Annotated in this window: 15 protein-coding genes; 4 read left to right on the forward strand and 11 right to left on the reverse strand. The window is 73.1% G+C overall.

Going from position 1 to position 15,325, the window contains the following annotated elements; translation table 11 throughout:
- Positions 1-8 precede the first annotated feature (8 nt).
- Entirely contained in the window at positions 9-1,070 is a 1,062-nt protein-coding gene (flhB, locus tag MFF58_RS13595; protein ID WP_238288466.1) for a flagellar biosynthesis protein FlhB, read from the forward strand.
- Between the two features lie 61 nt (positions 1,071-1,131).
- On the opposite strand, the gene MFF58_RS13600 is transcribed toward flhB, so the two are convergent.
- On the reverse strand, positions 1,132-3,279 hold the full coding sequence (locus MFF58_RS13600; protein ID WP_238288468.1) for a malate synthase G: 2,148 nt from the start codon (positions 3,277-3,279) through the stop codon (positions 1,132-1,134).
- Between the two features lie 144 nt (positions 3,280-3,423).
- On the opposite strand from MFF58_RS13600, the gene MFF58_RS13605 reads away from it, so the two are divergent.
- Entirely contained in the window at positions 3,424-4,323 is a 900-nt protein-coding gene (locus MFF58_RS13605) for a LysR family transcriptional regulator (protein ID WP_238288471.1), read from the forward strand.
- Positions 4,324-4,612: 289 nt separating this feature from the next.
- On the opposite strand, the gene MFF58_RS13610 is transcribed toward MFF58_RS13605, so the two are convergent.
- From MFF58_RS13610 to MFF58_RS13655, 10 genes are all read right to left on the reverse strand, one after another.
- Complete coding sequence (locus MFF58_RS13610; protein ID WP_238288481.1) at positions 4,613-5,416, reverse strand: class II aldolase/adducin family protein; 804 nt, start codon at positions 5,414-5,416, stop codon at positions 4,613-4,615.
- 1,008 nt (positions 5,417-6,424) lie between these two features.
- Entirely contained in the window at positions 6,425-7,720 is a 1,296-nt protein-coding gene (locus MFF58_RS13615) for an amidase (protein WP_238288491.1), read from the reverse strand.
- A gap of 66 nt (positions 7,721-7,786) precedes the next feature.
- Positions 7,787-8,566 carry an SDR family oxidoreductase gene (locus tag MFF58_RS13620; RefSeq protein WP_238288493.1) on the reverse strand — a complete coding sequence of 260 codons (780 nt, stop codon included), beginning with the start codon at positions 8,564-8,566 and terminating at the stop codon, positions 7,787-7,789.
- Positions 8,567-8,689: 123 nt separating this feature from the next.
- Complete coding sequence (locus MFF58_RS13625) at positions 8,690-8,968, reverse strand: hypothetical protein (RefSeq protein WP_238288495.1); 279 nt, start codon at positions 8,966-8,968, stop codon at positions 8,690-8,692.
- An 80-nt stretch (positions 8,969-9,048) separates the two neighbouring features.
- A complete protein-coding gene (locus MFF58_RS13630; RefSeq protein WP_238288498.1) occupies positions 9,049-9,186 on the reverse strand; it encodes a hypothetical protein in 138 nt (45 codons plus the stop codon).
- A 168-nt stretch (positions 9,187-9,354) separates the two neighbouring features.
- On the reverse strand, positions 9,355-9,831 hold the full coding sequence (locus tag MFF58_RS13635; protein ID WP_238288500.1) for a hypothetical protein: 477 nt from the start codon (positions 9,829-9,831) through the stop codon (positions 9,355-9,357).
- The gene (locus tag MFF58_RS13640) at positions 9,828-10,340 is read right to left on the reverse strand and encodes a hypothetical protein (protein WP_238288502.1); all 513 of its coding nucleotides are present in this window, start codon (positions 10,338-10,340) and stop codon (positions 9,828-9,830) included. The genes MFF58_RS13635 and MFF58_RS13640 overlap by 4 nt, the downstream gene beginning before the upstream one ends.
- 158 nt (positions 10,341-10,498) lie before the next feature.
- Positions 10,499-10,852: a DUF3140 domain-containing protein gene (locus MFF58_RS13645; RefSeq protein WP_238288504.1), complete on the reverse strand. Its 354-nt coding sequence runs from the start codon at positions 10,850-10,852 to the stop codon at positions 10,499-10,501.
- Positions 10,853-11,836: 984 nt separating this feature from the next.
- Positions 11,837-12,076: a hypothetical protein gene (locus tag MFF58_RS13650; RefSeq protein WP_238288506.1), complete on the reverse strand. Its 240-nt coding sequence runs from the start codon at positions 12,074-12,076 to the stop codon at positions 11,837-11,839.
- Between the two features lie 662 nt (positions 12,077-12,738).
- A complete protein-coding gene (locus MFF58_RS13655) occupies positions 12,739-13,155 on the reverse strand; it encodes a cupin domain-containing protein (protein ID WP_238288510.1) in 417 nt (138 codons plus the stop codon).
- A gap of 461 nt (positions 13,156-13,616) precedes the next feature.
- Here MFF58_RS13655 and MFF58_RS13660 point away from each other — a divergent pair, with 461 nt between their 5' ends.
- Both MFF58_RS13660 and MFF58_RS13665 read left to right on the forward strand, forming a co-directional pair.
- Positions 13,617-13,838, forward strand: coding sequence for a hypothetical protein (locus MFF58_RS13660; RefSeq protein ID WP_238288525.1), 222 nt, complete (start codon positions 13,617-13,619; stop codon positions 13,836-13,838).
- 653 nt (positions 13,839-14,491) lie between these two features.
- The coding region (locus MFF58_RS13665; RefSeq protein ID WP_238288527.1) for a CHASE3 domain-containing protein at positions 14,492-15,325 on the forward strand (834 nt) is incomplete at its 3' end.

The raw sequence follows: 15,325 nt of genomic DNA on the forward strand, positions 1-15,325 counted from the left end.
CGGCCGGCATGTCCGACGATAAGGAGAGCAAGACCGAGGCGGCGAGCGGCAAGAAGATCAGCGACGCGATCGAGCAGGGGAACATCCCGTTCTCGCGGGAAGCGCCGATCTTCGCCTCCATCCTGGGGATGCTGCTCTTCCTCGTCTACGTGGCGCGGGATCAGGGCGTCCCGTTCGTGCGGCGGCTCGCGCTGTTCCTCGAGCAGCCCGGCAACTACGCCGTGGAGACCAGTCGGGACGCGATGGCCCTCGTCCACGCGCTGGCCCTTGAGATGGGGCGGTTCCTGCTGCCCATCCTGGTGATCCTGCTCGCGGCCGGTATCGCCGCGTCGGTCTTCCAGAACGCGCCGCGCATCGTGTTCAAGCGGATCCGGCCGCAATGGTCGCGCATCTCCCCCGTGGCCGGCTGGAACAGGATGATCGGTCTGCAGGGACTGGTCGAGTTCGGAAAAAGCCTCTTCAAGTTCCTGGCGATCGGCGGCACGTCCATCCTGGTGCTGCGCGCGGACCGGCACGAGATCGTGAATGTCATGTTTGTGGATCCGGTCGGGCTGCCTGAGTTTCTGCTGACCCTGTCGGTCCGCCTCGTCTCGGCGGTCAGCGTCGCCACCATCGCGCTGGTCGCCGGTGACTTGGTCTGGACCCGGCTGCGCTGGCAGCGCGACCTGCGGATGTCGCGGCAGGAGCTGAAAGACGAATTCAAGCAGCTCGAGGGCGATCCGCTGGTGAAGGCCAGACTGCGCTCGCTGGCGCAGGACCGCCTGCGCAGGCAGATGATGGCGGCGGTGCCCCGCGCCACGATGATCCTCGCCAACCCGACGCACTACGCCATCGCCCTGCGCTACGACCAAGGCGAGAACGACGCCCCGATGGTGCTGGCCAAAGGCAGGGACCTCATCGCCCTCCGCATCCGCGAGATCGCCGAGAAGCACCGGATCGAGGTCGTGATCGACAAGGCCCTGACCCGGGCGATGTACGATCACGTCGAAGTTGATCGCGCCATCCCGGCGGAATTCTACCGGGCGGTGGCGAACCTGCTCGTCTACGTGATGACGCGCAAGCGGCGCTGAGGCGAAGCGGCGCGGTGCCGGACCGACCCGTCCCCGGTCATCCGGCGCCGCGCCTCCCGCCTCACGCTCCCCGGCGCTTCGCCTCCCGGCGGAACCGGTGCAGCACGAACTCCGTGTAGCCGTTCGGCTGCCGCGCGCCCTCGAACACCAGGGCCTGCGCGGCCCGGAAGGCCGGCCCGTCGAAGCCGGGGGCCATCGGCCGGTAGGCCGGATCGCCCGCGTTCTGGCGGTCGACCACGCCCGCCATCCGCCGCAGGGCTTCGGCGACCTGGTCCGGGTCGACGATGCCGTGGCGCAGCCAGTTGGCGATGTGCTGGCTGGAGATCCGCAGGGTGGCGCGGTCCTCCATCAGGCCGACCTCGTGGATGTCGGGCACCTTCGAGCAGCCGACGCCCTGGTCGATCCAGCGGACCACGTAGCCCAGGATCCCCTGGCAGTTGTTGTCGAGTTCCTCCCGCACCGCCTCCGGCGCGAAGGGGCCGTCGGCGAGCGGCAGGGTCAGCATGGCGTCCCGGGTCGCGGGCGCCCGGCCGGCGAGGTCCGCCTGGCGGGCGCGGACGTCGGTCCGGTGGTAGTGCAGCGCGTGCAGCGTCGCGGCGGTCGGGGACGGGACCCAGGCGGTGTTGGCGCCGGCCTCCGGATGGGCGCCCTTGGCGTCGAGCATCGCCGCCATCCGGTCGGGGGCGGCCCACATGCCCTTGCCGATCTGCGCGTGGCCCGGCAGCCCGCAGGCCAGCCCGGCATCGACGTTGCCGTCCTCGTAGGCCTGGATCCAGGCGGTCGCCTTCATGGCGTCCTTGCGGACCACCGGGCCGGCCTCCAGGGAGGTGTGGATCTCGTCGCCGGTGCGGTCGAGGAAGCCGGTGTTGATGAAGAACAGCCGGTCCGCGGCCGCGGCGATCGCCGCCTTGAGGTTCAGCGTCGTGCGCCGCTCCTCATCCATCACGCCGATCTTGAGCGTCCGCGGCTTGAGGCCGACGAGGGCCTCGACCCGCCCGAACAGCTCCACCGCGAAGGCGACCTCGTCGGGGCCGTGCAGCTTCGGCTTGACCATGTAGACCGAGCCGGTCCGGCTGTTGCGCACGGGGCCGGTGCCGTTCAGGTCGTGCAGGGCGATCAGCGCGGTCACCGCCGCGTCGAGGAGCGTCTCGGGGATCTCGTGGCCGTCGAGGGTCACGGCGTCCGTGTACATGTGATGGCCGACGTGCCGGACCAGCATCAGCGCCCGGCCCGGCAGGGTCAGGCTTCCGCCGTCGGGGGCCGTGTAGGTCCGGTCCGCGGCGAGGCGCCGCTCGACGGTGTGGCCCCCCTTGGGCAGGGTGGCGACGAGGTCGCCGCGCATCAGGCCGAGCCAGCTGCGGTAGACCGCGACCTTGTCGGCCGAATCCACGGCGGCGACGGAATCCTCCATGTCCATGATGGTCGAGAGGGCGGATTCCAGCACCACGTCGGCGATGCCGGCGGGGTCGGTGCGACCGATCGGGCTCGCCCGGTCGATGACGATCTCGACGTGCAGGCCGTTGTGGCGCAGCAGCAGCGCGGAGGGTGCCCCGGCGTCGCCCGTGAACCCGGCGAACGCGGCCGCGCCGGTCGGGCCGGCGCTGCGGCCCGCGCCGAGGTCGACCGCGAGGCGGCCGCCGGCCACCGAGAAGCCCACGGCATCCGACCAGGTGCCGACGCTGAGCGGTGCGACGGCGTCGAGGAACGCCCGGGTCCTGGCCACCACCGCGGCGCCGCGCGCCGCGTTGAACCCGGTGCCGGGGGCGAGGTCGCCGTCCTGCGGGATCGCGTCGGTGCCGTAGAGGGCGTCGTAGAGGCTGCCCCAGCGGGCATTGGCGGCGTTGAGCGCGTAGCGGGCGTTGGAGATCGGCACGACGAGCTGCGGGCCGGCGATCCGGGCGATCTCCGCGTCCACGTTCGCGGTGGTCACCCGGACGGTGGCGGGCTCCGGCTGCAGGTAGCCGATCCGCGTGAGGTAGGCCGCGTAGGCGTCCGGATCGTGCTTCAGGCCGCGATGGTCGCGGTGCCAGGCATCGATGTCGGCCTGGAGGCCGTCGCGCCGGTCCAGCAGCGCCCGGTTGCGCGGGGCGAGATCGCGGACGATCGCCGCGAAGCCCGACCAGAAGCCCTCGGCGGAGAGGCCCGTCCCGGGCAGCGCCTCCTCGGCCAGGAAGGTGCGGAGGTCTTCGGCGACGACGAGGCCCGACATGGCGGCTCCTTGGACGGGGACGGCGCCGTTCGTCAGAAAAAATCGAACGGCGCGTGAAGTTTTTTTGAGGTCTCCCTCGGTAGACCGCTTGGCACCCGCGAAAAAGGCGGCAAAAGGGATTTGATTCTTTCCGCAGCGTTGAGAATGCACGACCAGAGCGATCTCGAGATCTTCGCCCGGGTGGTCCGGACCGGCAGCCTGACCCGGGCCGGGTCGGAACTCGGCCTGTCGGTGGCGGTGGTCTCGAAGCGGCTGAAGCGGCTGGAGGAGCGGCTCGCCGTGCGCCTGCTGCACCGGACCACCCGCCAGGTCGCGCCGACCGATGTCGGCGCGGCGTTCTTCCAGCGGATCGCCCCGATCGTCGACGCCATCGCGGAGGCCGAGAGCCTCGTGTCGCAGACGGCGACCCGGGCCCGGGGGACCCTGCGGGTGACGGCGCCGAGCTCCTTCGGGCGGCTGCACATCGTCCCGCACCTGCGGGCCTTCTTCGCGCTCCACCCCGACATCGTGCTGAACCTCGAACTGAGCGACGATTTCGAATCGATCGTCGAGCGCGGCTACGACCTCGCGATCCGCGTCGGCGCGCTGAAGAGCTCCGGCCTCACGGCGGTGCGGCTCGCCCCGGTGCGGCGGGTGCTCTGCGCGCGGCCGGGCTACCTCGACGCGGCCGGACGGCCGGAGACCCTCGACGACCTGCGCGGCCATATCTGCCTCGCCACCGAGAACCAGAACCCCTGGCGGCTGATCGGGTCGGAGGGCCCCTGCACGGTCGGCGCGTCCGGTCCCCTGCGCACCCATTCCAACGAGGTCGTGCGCGAGGCGGTGATCGGCGGCCTCGGAATCGCGCTGCGCTCCACCTGGGACGTGCACGCGGAGCTGCGCGAGGGGCTCTTGGAGGTGGTGCTGCCCGCCTACACGGCGGCGGCCTCGGCGGGGATCTTCGCGGTCTACCCGAGCCGGGCCTTCGTGCCGGGCAAGACCCGGGCGTTCATCGCGTTCTTCAAGCAGATCTACCGGTCGAGCGGGGCCTGGGCCGAGGCATGAGGGTCTGGCGGCCTCGGCCAGGCGCCCTTCTCCCGAACGGGCGCGGATTGGCCGTCCGGGCTTAAACGGGCGGATCGACAGGCGGATCTGCGAGCGGCTGAGGGCCTCCCCGGCCTTCCCCATCCGGGAGCGGCGGAGACCGGAGCGCGCGGCCTCGCGGCAGCCCCAGGGATCGCGGGGCTTCCCGGAGGCCCGCCCGGGCCCGGCGGCGGGGGCACCTCACGAGGAGGTCGAGACCCCGAGCGCGTTCATCGTTCGAAGACCGCCGCGACGCGCCCCGTGAGGACCCTCACGCCGCCGCGAAGAAATCCGGATCGGTGCGCGCCAGCATCCGCTTGAACGCCGCCCACTCGTTGTCGGGCGCCCCCTGGACCACGACGCGGTCGTAGCCGGCGGCGTATTGCCCGGCGGTCTTGGCGGCGACGGCGGCGGAGGGCCGGATCACCGGGGCGCCCGCCCCCTGGATCGCCAGCTGCGCCCGGCACGAGCGCTCCATGTTGTGCATCAGCCGGAACGCCTCCCCGACCGTGCGCCCGCAGGTCAGCAGGCCGTGGTTGCGCAGGACCATCACGGGCTTGTCGCCGAGATCGGCCACCAGCCGCTGCCGCTCGTCGAGGTCGAGGGCGATGCCCTCGTAGGCGTGGTAGGCGAGGCGCCCCGTGAACTGCATCGACCACTGGTTCAGGGGCAGCAGCCCTTCCTCTTGGCAGGAGACCGCCACGCCCGCCACCGTGTGGGTGTGCAGCACGCAGACCGCGTCGTGGCGGGCGGCGTGGATGGCGCTGTGGATCGTGAACCCGGCCGGGTTGATGCCGAGGCCCATCGGATCCTCCAGCACCTGCCCGTCGATGTCGACGGTGACGAGGTTGTCCGGCGTCACCTCCTCGAAGCGCATCCCGTAGGGATTGATCAGGAACCGGTGCCCGCCCCCCGGCAGCCGCGCCGAGATATGGGTGTAGATGCTGTCGTCGAGGCCGAGGCGATGGATCAGCCGGTAGGCGGCCGCGAGGTCGACGCGCATCGCCTGGACGGCCTCCGGCTCGGCCGGATCCGTGTCCCGCTCCGTGACGATCGGTTGTGAGGCTGCGTTCATGCGGCGGCTCCCTGCGGTTAGGCCCGTCGGGATCGCCACCCGGCGCTGGCGGTCCCGTGACCCGGGCACGGTGGACTGCCACGGCGGGCGGCCCGGGCCCGGATCGCCCGCACGGTGCGCCATGGAACGCAACAAGGCAACGTGTTGGGGCCGGGACGGCCAGCGCCGCGGCTCGCGGGGCGGCACAGGACGGGAACGCTGCGCGCCGTCATCCCCGGGGCCCCGCAGGATCCCGGGACGACAGGGTCGCGCGGGCACGCGGCGTCGCCGGCGCAGCCGAGATCTTGACAATATTCCTATTTTGTCTTCTCACCGCACCCGCCGCGACGCGTCGTGAGTCGCCTCGGGGCGCCGGTCCGGTCAGCCGCCGGGCTGGCGGCGGTGGGCGGTGCCTGCGTCTGCCGCCGGCTGCGGCAGCCCCGGGCGCGGGACTCGACATGCCCCCGGCTCGGGCTGGGCGGCGGCGGGCGGCGGAAATGCCGCCGGCCGCGCAGGGCTTCTTCGACCCTGTCCTGGGCGGTGTGGTGGTCAGGCGACGCCCTCCATGACGAGGGGGCGTGCGACGAAGGCTCGCTCGGAAGCGTCGGGGGGCGCGAGCACCCCGGATCGTCTTAGCGTCGTTCGAGCCCCCGCGTGACGGACACCGGACGCATGAACGGACGAGGACGGGTGCCGGTCTGCCGGCGCGCGCTCGTCCGCGGGACGCGGGGAGGCCGGCTTTGAGCAACGTTGCGTTCGGGCTTCGCGGCGTCCCGCGTCACCCCGGAGGCGGGTTGGGCCTGCGCTTGAGCCATATCCCCGGCGGTCCGCCGCGCGGGGCCGCGGCGGCCTGCCTGCCGCCTCCCCTGCTGTCTCGCCTGGTGCCTCGCCTCGTGCCCCCTCGCCGCCGCCCGCCCCGGCCCTGGTCCGGGCGCCCCGGGCAGCGTGCGGGCGGCGAAGCCGCAGCGGTGGCGCAGGGCTCGACAGGGCTGCGCGCGACGAGGGCGGGGCCGGTGGCCGGCGCCGCTCTCAGCCCGCCTGGGAGGCCTCGACCGCCGCCTCGACCGCGGCCCCGATCGCCAGCAGCCGGCGGTCCCGTCCGTGCCGGGCGAGCAGCATCAGGCCCGCCGGCCGGGCGAGCCCGGGCATCGGCAGGGACAGGCCGGTGAGGTCGAAGAAGTTGCCGAAGGCGGTGTTGCGCAGCATCAGGCGATTGGCCGCCAGGAAGGCCGCGTCGTCCGCCTCCAGCGGGGCGGTGAGGGGCGCCGTGGCGGCGGTCGCCGGGAGCGCCAGTACGTCGAGGGGCGCCAGCCGCCGGTCGAAGGCGGCGATCAGCTCGGTCCGGCGGCGCATCGTCCGGACGTAGCGCGCCGCCGTCGCGCTCCGGCCGGCCACGATGCGGCGGTGGACCCGCCGGTCGTAGCGGGCGGCCTCGCTGTCCAGCCAGTCGGCGTGGATCGCCGCGGCCTCGATCGCCGCGAGGGAGCCGTCCGGCAACGCGGCGTCCATGGCGGCGAGGAGGTCGTCGATCGGGTGGTCGACGATCCGGGCGCCGGCGCGGGACAGTCGGGCCAGCACCCGCTCGAAGGCCTCGGCGACCACCGGCTCCGTCTCGGTGAACAGGAGGCCGCGCGGGACGCCGACGCGCAGGCCCGCCACGGCGAACGCGTCCAGCGGCGCGGGCTCCGCGCCCGCCAGCACGGCGTCCGCGGCCGCGCACTCCGCGACCGTCCGGGCGAGCGGACCGAGCGAATCGAGGGCGTAGGAGAGCGGGAAGGCTCCCTCCAGCGGCACGCGGCGGGCCGTCGGCTTGAAGCCCACGACGCCGTTCAGCGAGGCTGGAATCCGGATGGAGCCGCCCGTGTCGGACCCGATGGCGATGTCGCTCGTGCCCTGCCCCACCGAGACGCCGGCGCCCGAGGACGAGCCGCCCGGGATGCGCGCCGGATCGGCGGCGTTGCCGGGGGTGCCGTAATGCGGATTGAGGCCGAGCCCCGAGAAGGCGAATTCGGACATGTTGGTCTTGCCCAGGATCACCGCGCCGGCCCGACGCAGGCGGGCGACCACAGGGGCGTCTGCCCGCGCCGGAGGCGCGTCCGCCAGCAGGATCGAGCCGGCGCGCGTCGTCTCGCCGGCGACGTCGAACAGGTCCTTGATCGACACCATCGCGCCGTCGAGGGGGCCGAGGGAGATGCCGTCCCGGCGGCGGGCATCGGCGGCGTCCGCCGCCGCGCGGGCCTCGGACGGGTAGAGCCGGGTGAAGACCGCCGGGTCCCCCTCCGCGATGCGGGCCAGCCGCGCCTCGACGGTCTCGCGTACGCTCATGATCCTCACCGCGCGATGGTTCGAGCCGCCCCTGCAAGCGGAGTGCCCGATAGGGGCCGGCCCGCGTCAGAACGTGCCGGGATAGGCGCCGCCGTCCATCAGCAGGTTCTGGCCGGTGATGAAGCCCGCCTGCCGGCTGCACAGGAACGCGCAGGCCGCCCCGAACTCGTCGGGCTGGCCGAAGCGGCCGGCCGGGTTGTCGCGGGCCCGGGCCTCGAGGAAGGCCTCGACCGAGGTGCCGGCCTTGGCGGCGCCGGCTTCGGCGTTGCTGCGGATCCGGTCGGTGTCGAAGGGGCCCGGCAGCAGGTTGTTGATCGTCACGTCGTGCCGGACGGTCTTCCGGGCGAGCCCGGCCACGAAGCCCGTCAGGCCCGAGCGGGCGCCGTTCGACAGGCCGAGATGCTCGATCGGCGCCTTCACGGCGGCGGAGGTGATGTTGACGATCCGGCCGAACCCGCGGTCGATCATCCCGTCGACGGTCGCCTTGATGAGCGCGATCGGCGCCAGCATGTTGGCGTCCAGCGCCCGGATCCAGGCGTCGCGGTCCCAGTCGCGGAAATCGCCGGGGGGCGGGCCGCCGGCGTTGTTGATCAGGATGTCGGGCTCGGGGCAGGCCGCGAGGGCCGCGGCCCGGCCGGCCTCGGTGGCGATGTCCCCCGCCACCGCGGTGACCGTGACGCCGGTCTCGCGCCGGATCTCCGCGGCGGTCCGCTCCAGCGTCTCGGCGGTGCGGGCCGTGATGGTGACCGCGACACCCTCGCGGGCGAGGGCCAGGGCGCAGCCCTTGCCCAGACCCTTGCTCGCCGCGCAGACGAGGGCCCGGCGCCCACTCAAGCCGAGATCCATGTGCGGTCTCCCTGTTGCCAGCCCTCGCTACGAGGGTGGGGATTCATCCTGGCACGCTGCGGGCGCCCCCTGGAATCCGTGCCGCGCTCCAAGTCGCGCTCCAAGTCGCGCTCACGGCCGCGCTCACGCGCACTCGCTGTAGCCGGAGCGCTCGGCCTCCTGGCGCGCCGCGCTCAGGACGCGGCGGCGCCCCTGGCTGTCTCCGATCGCCAGCCAGTGGCGCACCAGGGCGAACAGCTCGCCGGCCTCCCCGTCCGGGGCCTCGTCCAGGAACGTCTCCACCGGCACGTCCAGCGCGCCTGCGAGCTTCCCCAGCAGCGCCCCGTGGCGTCCGTCGAGGCGTTCCCGGGCCGGCCTGCTGGACTGTGGCTGAGCCGGAGGCACGATCGTGAGCAGCGTCATCCCCTAGCAATGGCCTGGCCCCGAGACGGTTCGCGCACCGTCGGCGTCAGGGTGAAGAAACCCTCACCGGCATCCGGCACTCACCACGTACGCGGGTCGCGGGCGGCGGGGGCGTCGGGGACATCCTCCATCTCCGGCGCGATGAACCCCGCCCACAGCATGGCCAGCACGCCGGTGAGCAGCGGAAGGGCGGTGCTGAGAACGAGGCTGAGCGTCACGACGACCCTGCCGGCACGACGACGTCGGGGCGACGTCGATCGTCATCATTGCCCGGGCAGGCGTTGGCGCGCCCTTAAACAGGTTGGTCGGATTGTGGCGGATCCGGCGACCCGGCACATGGACACGCGATGCCTCCGGCCACGCCATATCCTGCCACCCGGATCCGCTCAGGGCTCGGCCGCGCCCCGGCTCAGGGCGCCGAACTCGCTGACCATGCACTCGTGCATGCGCCGCAGCCACGCGCGCGCCTCCGCGGTCCGGGCCTCCGCCTGCTCGGCCCGCTCGGCCGCCGCGCGGGCCTGTTCCTCGGCGCGCTCCGCCCGCGCGACGGCCGCGCGCAGCAGGCCCTCGGCGTGCTCGGCCCGATCCTCGGCGGCCCGCACCGCGGTCTCGGCCTCGCGCACCGAGCGCTGGGCCTCGCGGATCGAGTCGCGGGCATTCGTCTGGAGGGTGCGCACCTGGGAGGCGACGCCGCGCACGGCGGTCAGCGAAGCCGACCAGTCATCCCCGTCCGCGTCCCGGGGCGGGGCCCGCAGGGCGCCCGAGAACAGCGCGACGACCCGGTCGACCGGATCGGCCCGGCCGTCGCGCCCGCCCGGTCCGTCGTCCGGCGCGACGGTCGCGGCGCGGGCGGCGTTGCTCATGCCGCGGCCTGGTCGGTCAGGTCCGAGAATTCGGACAGGATCGCGTCCTGGACGCGCCCGAGCCATTCCTCGGCGTTCTCGGCCCGCTCCTCGGCGGCGCGGGCGCGCGCCTCGGCGGCCTTGACCCGCTCCTCGGCGGCGATGATCTGCGCCTCCGCGCGCACCTGGGCGTCCCGGGCCTGCATCTCCGCGACGCGGGCGCGCTCGTTGGCGGTGGTGATGTCCTCCCGGACGCGCTGCAGCACGTGCTCGATGCGCTCCTCCCGCTCGCGGGACTGCGCCTCGATCACCCGCGCTTGGCGGGCCGCGGTCTGCACGCGGTGGATCAGCGCGTCCCAGTCCTGCGGCGGCGGCGCCGGCAGTGCCGGCGGCGCGGGTTCGGCCTGCTCGGGAGCGGACGCGACGACGCGCAGCACGTTGCCGGCTTCGGGGGCAGCGCCCGGCTCGCGCCTGGCCTTGTCGGCGGGCCGGAACCGAGGATCGTCGAGAAGCCTCTGCAGCTCGCTCACGGAACGTCTACTCCCTACCGATCGCAACCCCTTCTTACTAAACTGTTTAGATTGGTTAACAAACGGTTAAGGCCGGATCGGGCCGCGGGGTGATTGTTAAGACGGCGGTTCCGGCGCGCCGTCCGGCGACCGATCCCGGCCGCGGGACCGTCCCGGGCTCACGCCCCCTTCATGGGATCGTGGCCCCAGTTCATCAGCGACAGCCGCCAGGGCGAGTCCCGCAGCGCGGCTTCGTCCTTCGGGCCGTCCTGCTTCAGGTGCCGGTGCACGTAGCCGACGACCTTGCGCATGTGCTGATAGTCGTCGTCCGACAGGTCGGCCTTCTTCGTGTGCAGGATCTCGACGATGCGCCGGCCCTCCTGGTGGCCGGTCGCCTCACCGGCTCCGTCCTTCTTCTGGCCGACCGATTGGCTGGCCTCGCTGCCCAGGTGCTTGTCCAGGGCCGACGCCGTCATGTTCACGGCCTCCTTGAACGCCGTATAGGTCGCCGCGTGATCGTCCTTCTCGGCCATCGCTCACCTCCCGTTCGCCCGTGCGGGGCAGTCCCCCCGGAGATCGCTCCGGCGCGGGTTCAGTTCCCGGCCGGTCGCGCATCCGGTCGGGCATCCGGTCGCGCGCGGCGCACCGCCGTGACGTGGTTGGTCCCAACGGCATGGGGGCGGGTGGACCGTGCCGGACGCGCCGTTCCGGGGCGCTCCCCCGAGCCGCCCGGCCCTCAGAGCGCGGTGATCCGGCGGTAGCTCGCGATGAACGCCTCCGCGGCGTCGCGGGTCAGATCCGTGACGACGAGGCCCGCGGCGAAGATGGTCCAGCGCCCATCCTGGTCCTCGGACATGCGGATCTCGGCCATTGCGCGCTTCCCGGTCGACCGGGAGCAAAGCCGCGGCGGCCGGACGGTTCCCTGAACGGCACCGCCGCGTCGATCCGGCCCATGGCGGCGCGGCGGGCGATCCGCGCGGGCCGGCGGCGGGCGCAGCATGGCGGCTCCTGACCCCGCCCCCTGCCCCCGCGCCCTGCCCCCGCGCCCGGATCCTGCGCATGCCGTCCGCGGCCCCCGCCGCGGATCCGGGACCGAGGGGGCGTTCTGGGCGCAGCCGGCCGACGCGGTGCCGACCTGAACGATCGCGCGCCGCCATTGCGAGGGCCTGAACCGCCCGCTCGGTCCCGGCGGCACGATGCGGCTCATCGGGTGGATCGGCGCGGCGGGCGGCCTCCCGCCGCCCGAGGCCGAATCCGGGTTCGAGGTTGAGCGTCGCACCTGGGCGCGGATCGGGCGCCTCCTGTTCCGGCGCCTGACGGACCGCCGTGAGGACCGCTGCGTTCTGCCCGCGCACCTGCGCGGCGGGGTCGAGCGCGCGGCGGCGCGTCGAGGGTTAAGGCGCGGCCCCGTCGAAGGTCCGCCATCCGGTGCGGCGGACCGTATCGCATCGCGCGAAGCGTCCCGTCGCCGACCCGGGCGGAGCGAAGGCCCGGGCGGGGGCGTCTCGTGAGGCGCTCTACAGGCTCTCGAGCGCTTCGTGCGCCATGCGGCTGATCAGGGCATCCCGCTTGGCCTGCCGGATGACGATGCGGGCGGCAGCGCGCGCGGCGGCGGCGCGCATCGCGCCCCGGGGGCTTCCATCACGCAACGCGCGCCAGGCGAGCTTCCGGAACCAGTTCACGTTGGCCACGGCGATGGATCGCCGTTCCGCGTAACGGCCCTGATTGTCCGGATGCGGAGCAGTCAGCGTCAACATGATCCCGGCCTCCGAAGAGGGATGCCCAACGCCTGTTCGTTACTGGGACCACAAATTACATTCTTCCCGTTCAACTGCAATACTGATTTCATCGTACGTATTCGTGCGCGGGTGCGGCGTCGTGCGAGCGACGCGGCCCGGGCCGACGCGATCCCGAATAGGTCCCGTGGCGGTTCGGGCCGCGGTAGCACTTGCCGCGCGCGCTCGACGTCGAACGGGATGAGGAAATATGGTTTATCATCTCGATCCATGATCGTGCAGGGCGCCCGTTTTTCGCTTCGCAGCCGATCCGCTGTGCCGCCGATCCCAGGCGCGGCTTCCAAGCGTGGCCGGGGGTGATCGACGTCGGAGCCCGGGGCCCGGGTGGGTGAAGCGGGGCGTTGCGCCCGGGACCCTGGTGCCGATGACGGCCGGATACGCCCTCCTGTCGACCGGACCGCGGGCTGCACCCCGCTGCTGCCAGCCGCGTCGGCCCAGGGGGCGGCAGGTCGCCGGCAGCGCGACGCGGCATCGGCCATCCCGGCCGAGCCGGAGGCCGCCCTCGCCCCGGCGCTCATCGACGCGCCGGCCCGGCACGGTGCCGCCCATGGCCGTCCGGGACAGTCGCGAAGACGAAGGCTCCGTGCTCGGGCCGCCGAGACCGGCGCGGCGAACGGTGGCGGTCAGGCCGGCGAGGCCAGGGGCTTCCCCTTCTCGACCGTGTATGTCCCCGCGACCCGGGTCGCGCCGGCGCCGTTGCGCAGGCTGTGCGGCGTGACCGCGGGGACCTGGAAGCTGTCCCCGGCCCTCAAGGTGCGGTTCGGCTGGCCATCCACGAGCAGCTCCGCCTCGCCCGCCAGGATGACGGAGGATTCGATGCCCGGATGCGTGTGGCGGGCCACGATCGCCCCCGGTGCGATCTCGGCGGCGACCTGAACGACGACGTAGTGTCCGCCCGGCAGCTCTTCGGTGCTGAGGATCGTCCGGGTGACGCCGGAGGTCTGCCCGGACGGCTGCTGCTGGGCGTCGACCGCCGTCGCCGCGAAGCCGGTCAACACGGCACAGAGCGCGCAGTCCACGAAGCCCCGTCTCGTCAGCATGGACACCTCCTCCAGAGCGGCGCGCCTGTCTGCTTCACCGGACGCCAATTCACCGGACGCCAAGTCGCGCTCGATCGGGAGCCCGCGCACCGTTTCTTAGCGTGACGGGCGATCCCCCGTCAGGTCCGGGACGCCGGTTGCGGGCCGAGGAGCGGGCTTTGCACGAAACACCTCCGCGACGATGTCTGCCGAATGCCCGCGGTGTCCGGTCCGAATGCCGCTTTCGCGGTGGAGATGACATGTTTTAGCGATGCGGAGCACAGGTTTCCTGTCCGCGGGCCCCGATCTGCGGTGTCGGCGCGGGAAGCCGGCTTCCCGCCCCACGCGGCCCCGCGATGCGGCCGTGTCGAAGGTCCGTGAGCGGTGCACCGCCGCGTGCCGCGATATCGGCCCGGGTGCGGAACCGCGGCGCCGCTCCGATCTTGCCCCGTATGCCCGAGAGGAAGTCCGCCAGGAAGACGTTGCCCGCGCCAGCGGCGGTCGCGAAGCCCCCCGCGAAGGTCGGGCTGCCGACGCGCCTCGCCGCGATCCAGGACCGGTACCGTCGCGCCCTGTTGGAGGCTCAGGGCCGGCCCTACGGGGAACAGGGCGACCAGATCCGCGCCGCGCTGGCGACGCTGCTGGCCGAGAAGGCGGCCCTGGGCATCCAGGACGGTGACGAAGCCGCCGGCGCCTCGGACTAGGGTCGCCCGTCTCGCGCCAAAGGACGGCGCGCGCCCAGCGGACGCGCGCCGCAAGTCGGCTCGCGGTCTCATCGACGAGCCGAAACCGCCCAGGGCAAGGCGCGGGCCACGCCCGGCGGCGCCCTCGCGGGTCCGACGATCCGCCGCCGCCATTGCCGCCGTCGGCGGCGCGGCCGGTGGGCGAGTAGGTGAAGGCCTCCGCATCGCCCGTCGAGTTGGGCTGCCGCGTGATCACGCCGGGGGCCCCCGGCGGCACCACGACCCGTGTGTCGGTCGGAGTCTCGATGACGGCCTGCGCGAAGGCGGGGGGCGCCAAGGCCGTGAACACGGCCACGGCGAAAACACGTCGGGTCGCGCTGATCTCCTAGTGCGTCCGGAAACCGGGCGGAAAGCGGTGGATCCGCGCCATGTCTGCAAAAGCCTGAGGGATGTGCGCCGACGCACCCGATCTACAGACGGAAACACGACGTCTTGATCGTAACATCTCAATAGATCCTGGGCGGCGGCGCCCTTGTTCTTGATGCCGGCGCCGGATCGGCGGGCCTTGCCGGGTCCGGCGCGCCGGGAACGCGCGGGGCAGGTTTCGGGCGCGGACGCGCCCTGGTATCGGCCTTCCGCGACGCGGTCCGCGGGGCCGAGGGGAGAAGTCGGATATGCCGAACACGTCTGGCCTCAACCGCACGCTGGGCGGTGCCATCGGCGTCATCGCGCTCGTGACGATCCTCAGCAGCGGCGCGGTGCTGGTCACCCGCAACCAGCTGCAATCGGCCAACGAGGCCCTGGCCCATTCCGGCCAGGTGATCCGCGCCCTCGACCGGTTCCGCGCGGCCATGCTCAACCAGGAGACCGGGCTGCGCGGCTACCTGATCACCGGTCGCGAGGGGAGCCTCGAACCCTACCGGTCGGCGCGCCCCGCGCAGGACGACGCGATCAGGCAGCTGCGGTCCGAAATCGGGACCGATGCCGAGCGCGGGGCCCTGCTGGCCGATGCCGTGACGGCGGCGCGGACGTGGCAGGCCGACATCGGCGAGGCGGCCATCCGGCGCGCGGCCGATCCGGCGACGCGCTCGGAGGCGCTCGACATCGAGGCCGACGGCAAGGGCAAGGCGATGTTCGACACGCTGCGCGCCAAGCTGGCCGCCATCGAGTCCCTGGAGGAGCGCACGCAGGCGATGCAGCGGGCGCGCGTCCTGCAGGCCGAGCGCGACGAGAGCGTCGCCCTGTGGGGCGGCACCCTGATCACCCTCCTGATCTGCGCCGGCATCGGTCTGGCCGTGAACCGGCTGATCGTCCGGCCGCTCGTGCGGGTGATGGCCTTCGTCGAGCGCGTCGGCGAGGGCGACCTCGCGGGACGGCTGGAGGCTGGCGTGGGCGGGGAGGTCGGGCGTCTATCGGGGACTCTGAACGCGATGGTGTCTGGGCTTTCGGATCTTGCGCGGACGAACCGTGCGGCGACGGCGGACCTGAACGCGGCTGCGTCGGAGATC

This window comes from Methylobacterium longum (genome assembly GCF_022179385.1).
GTDB lineage: Bacteria > Pseudomonadota > Alphaproteobacteria > Rhizobiales > Beijerinckiaceae > Methylobacterium > Methylobacterium longum.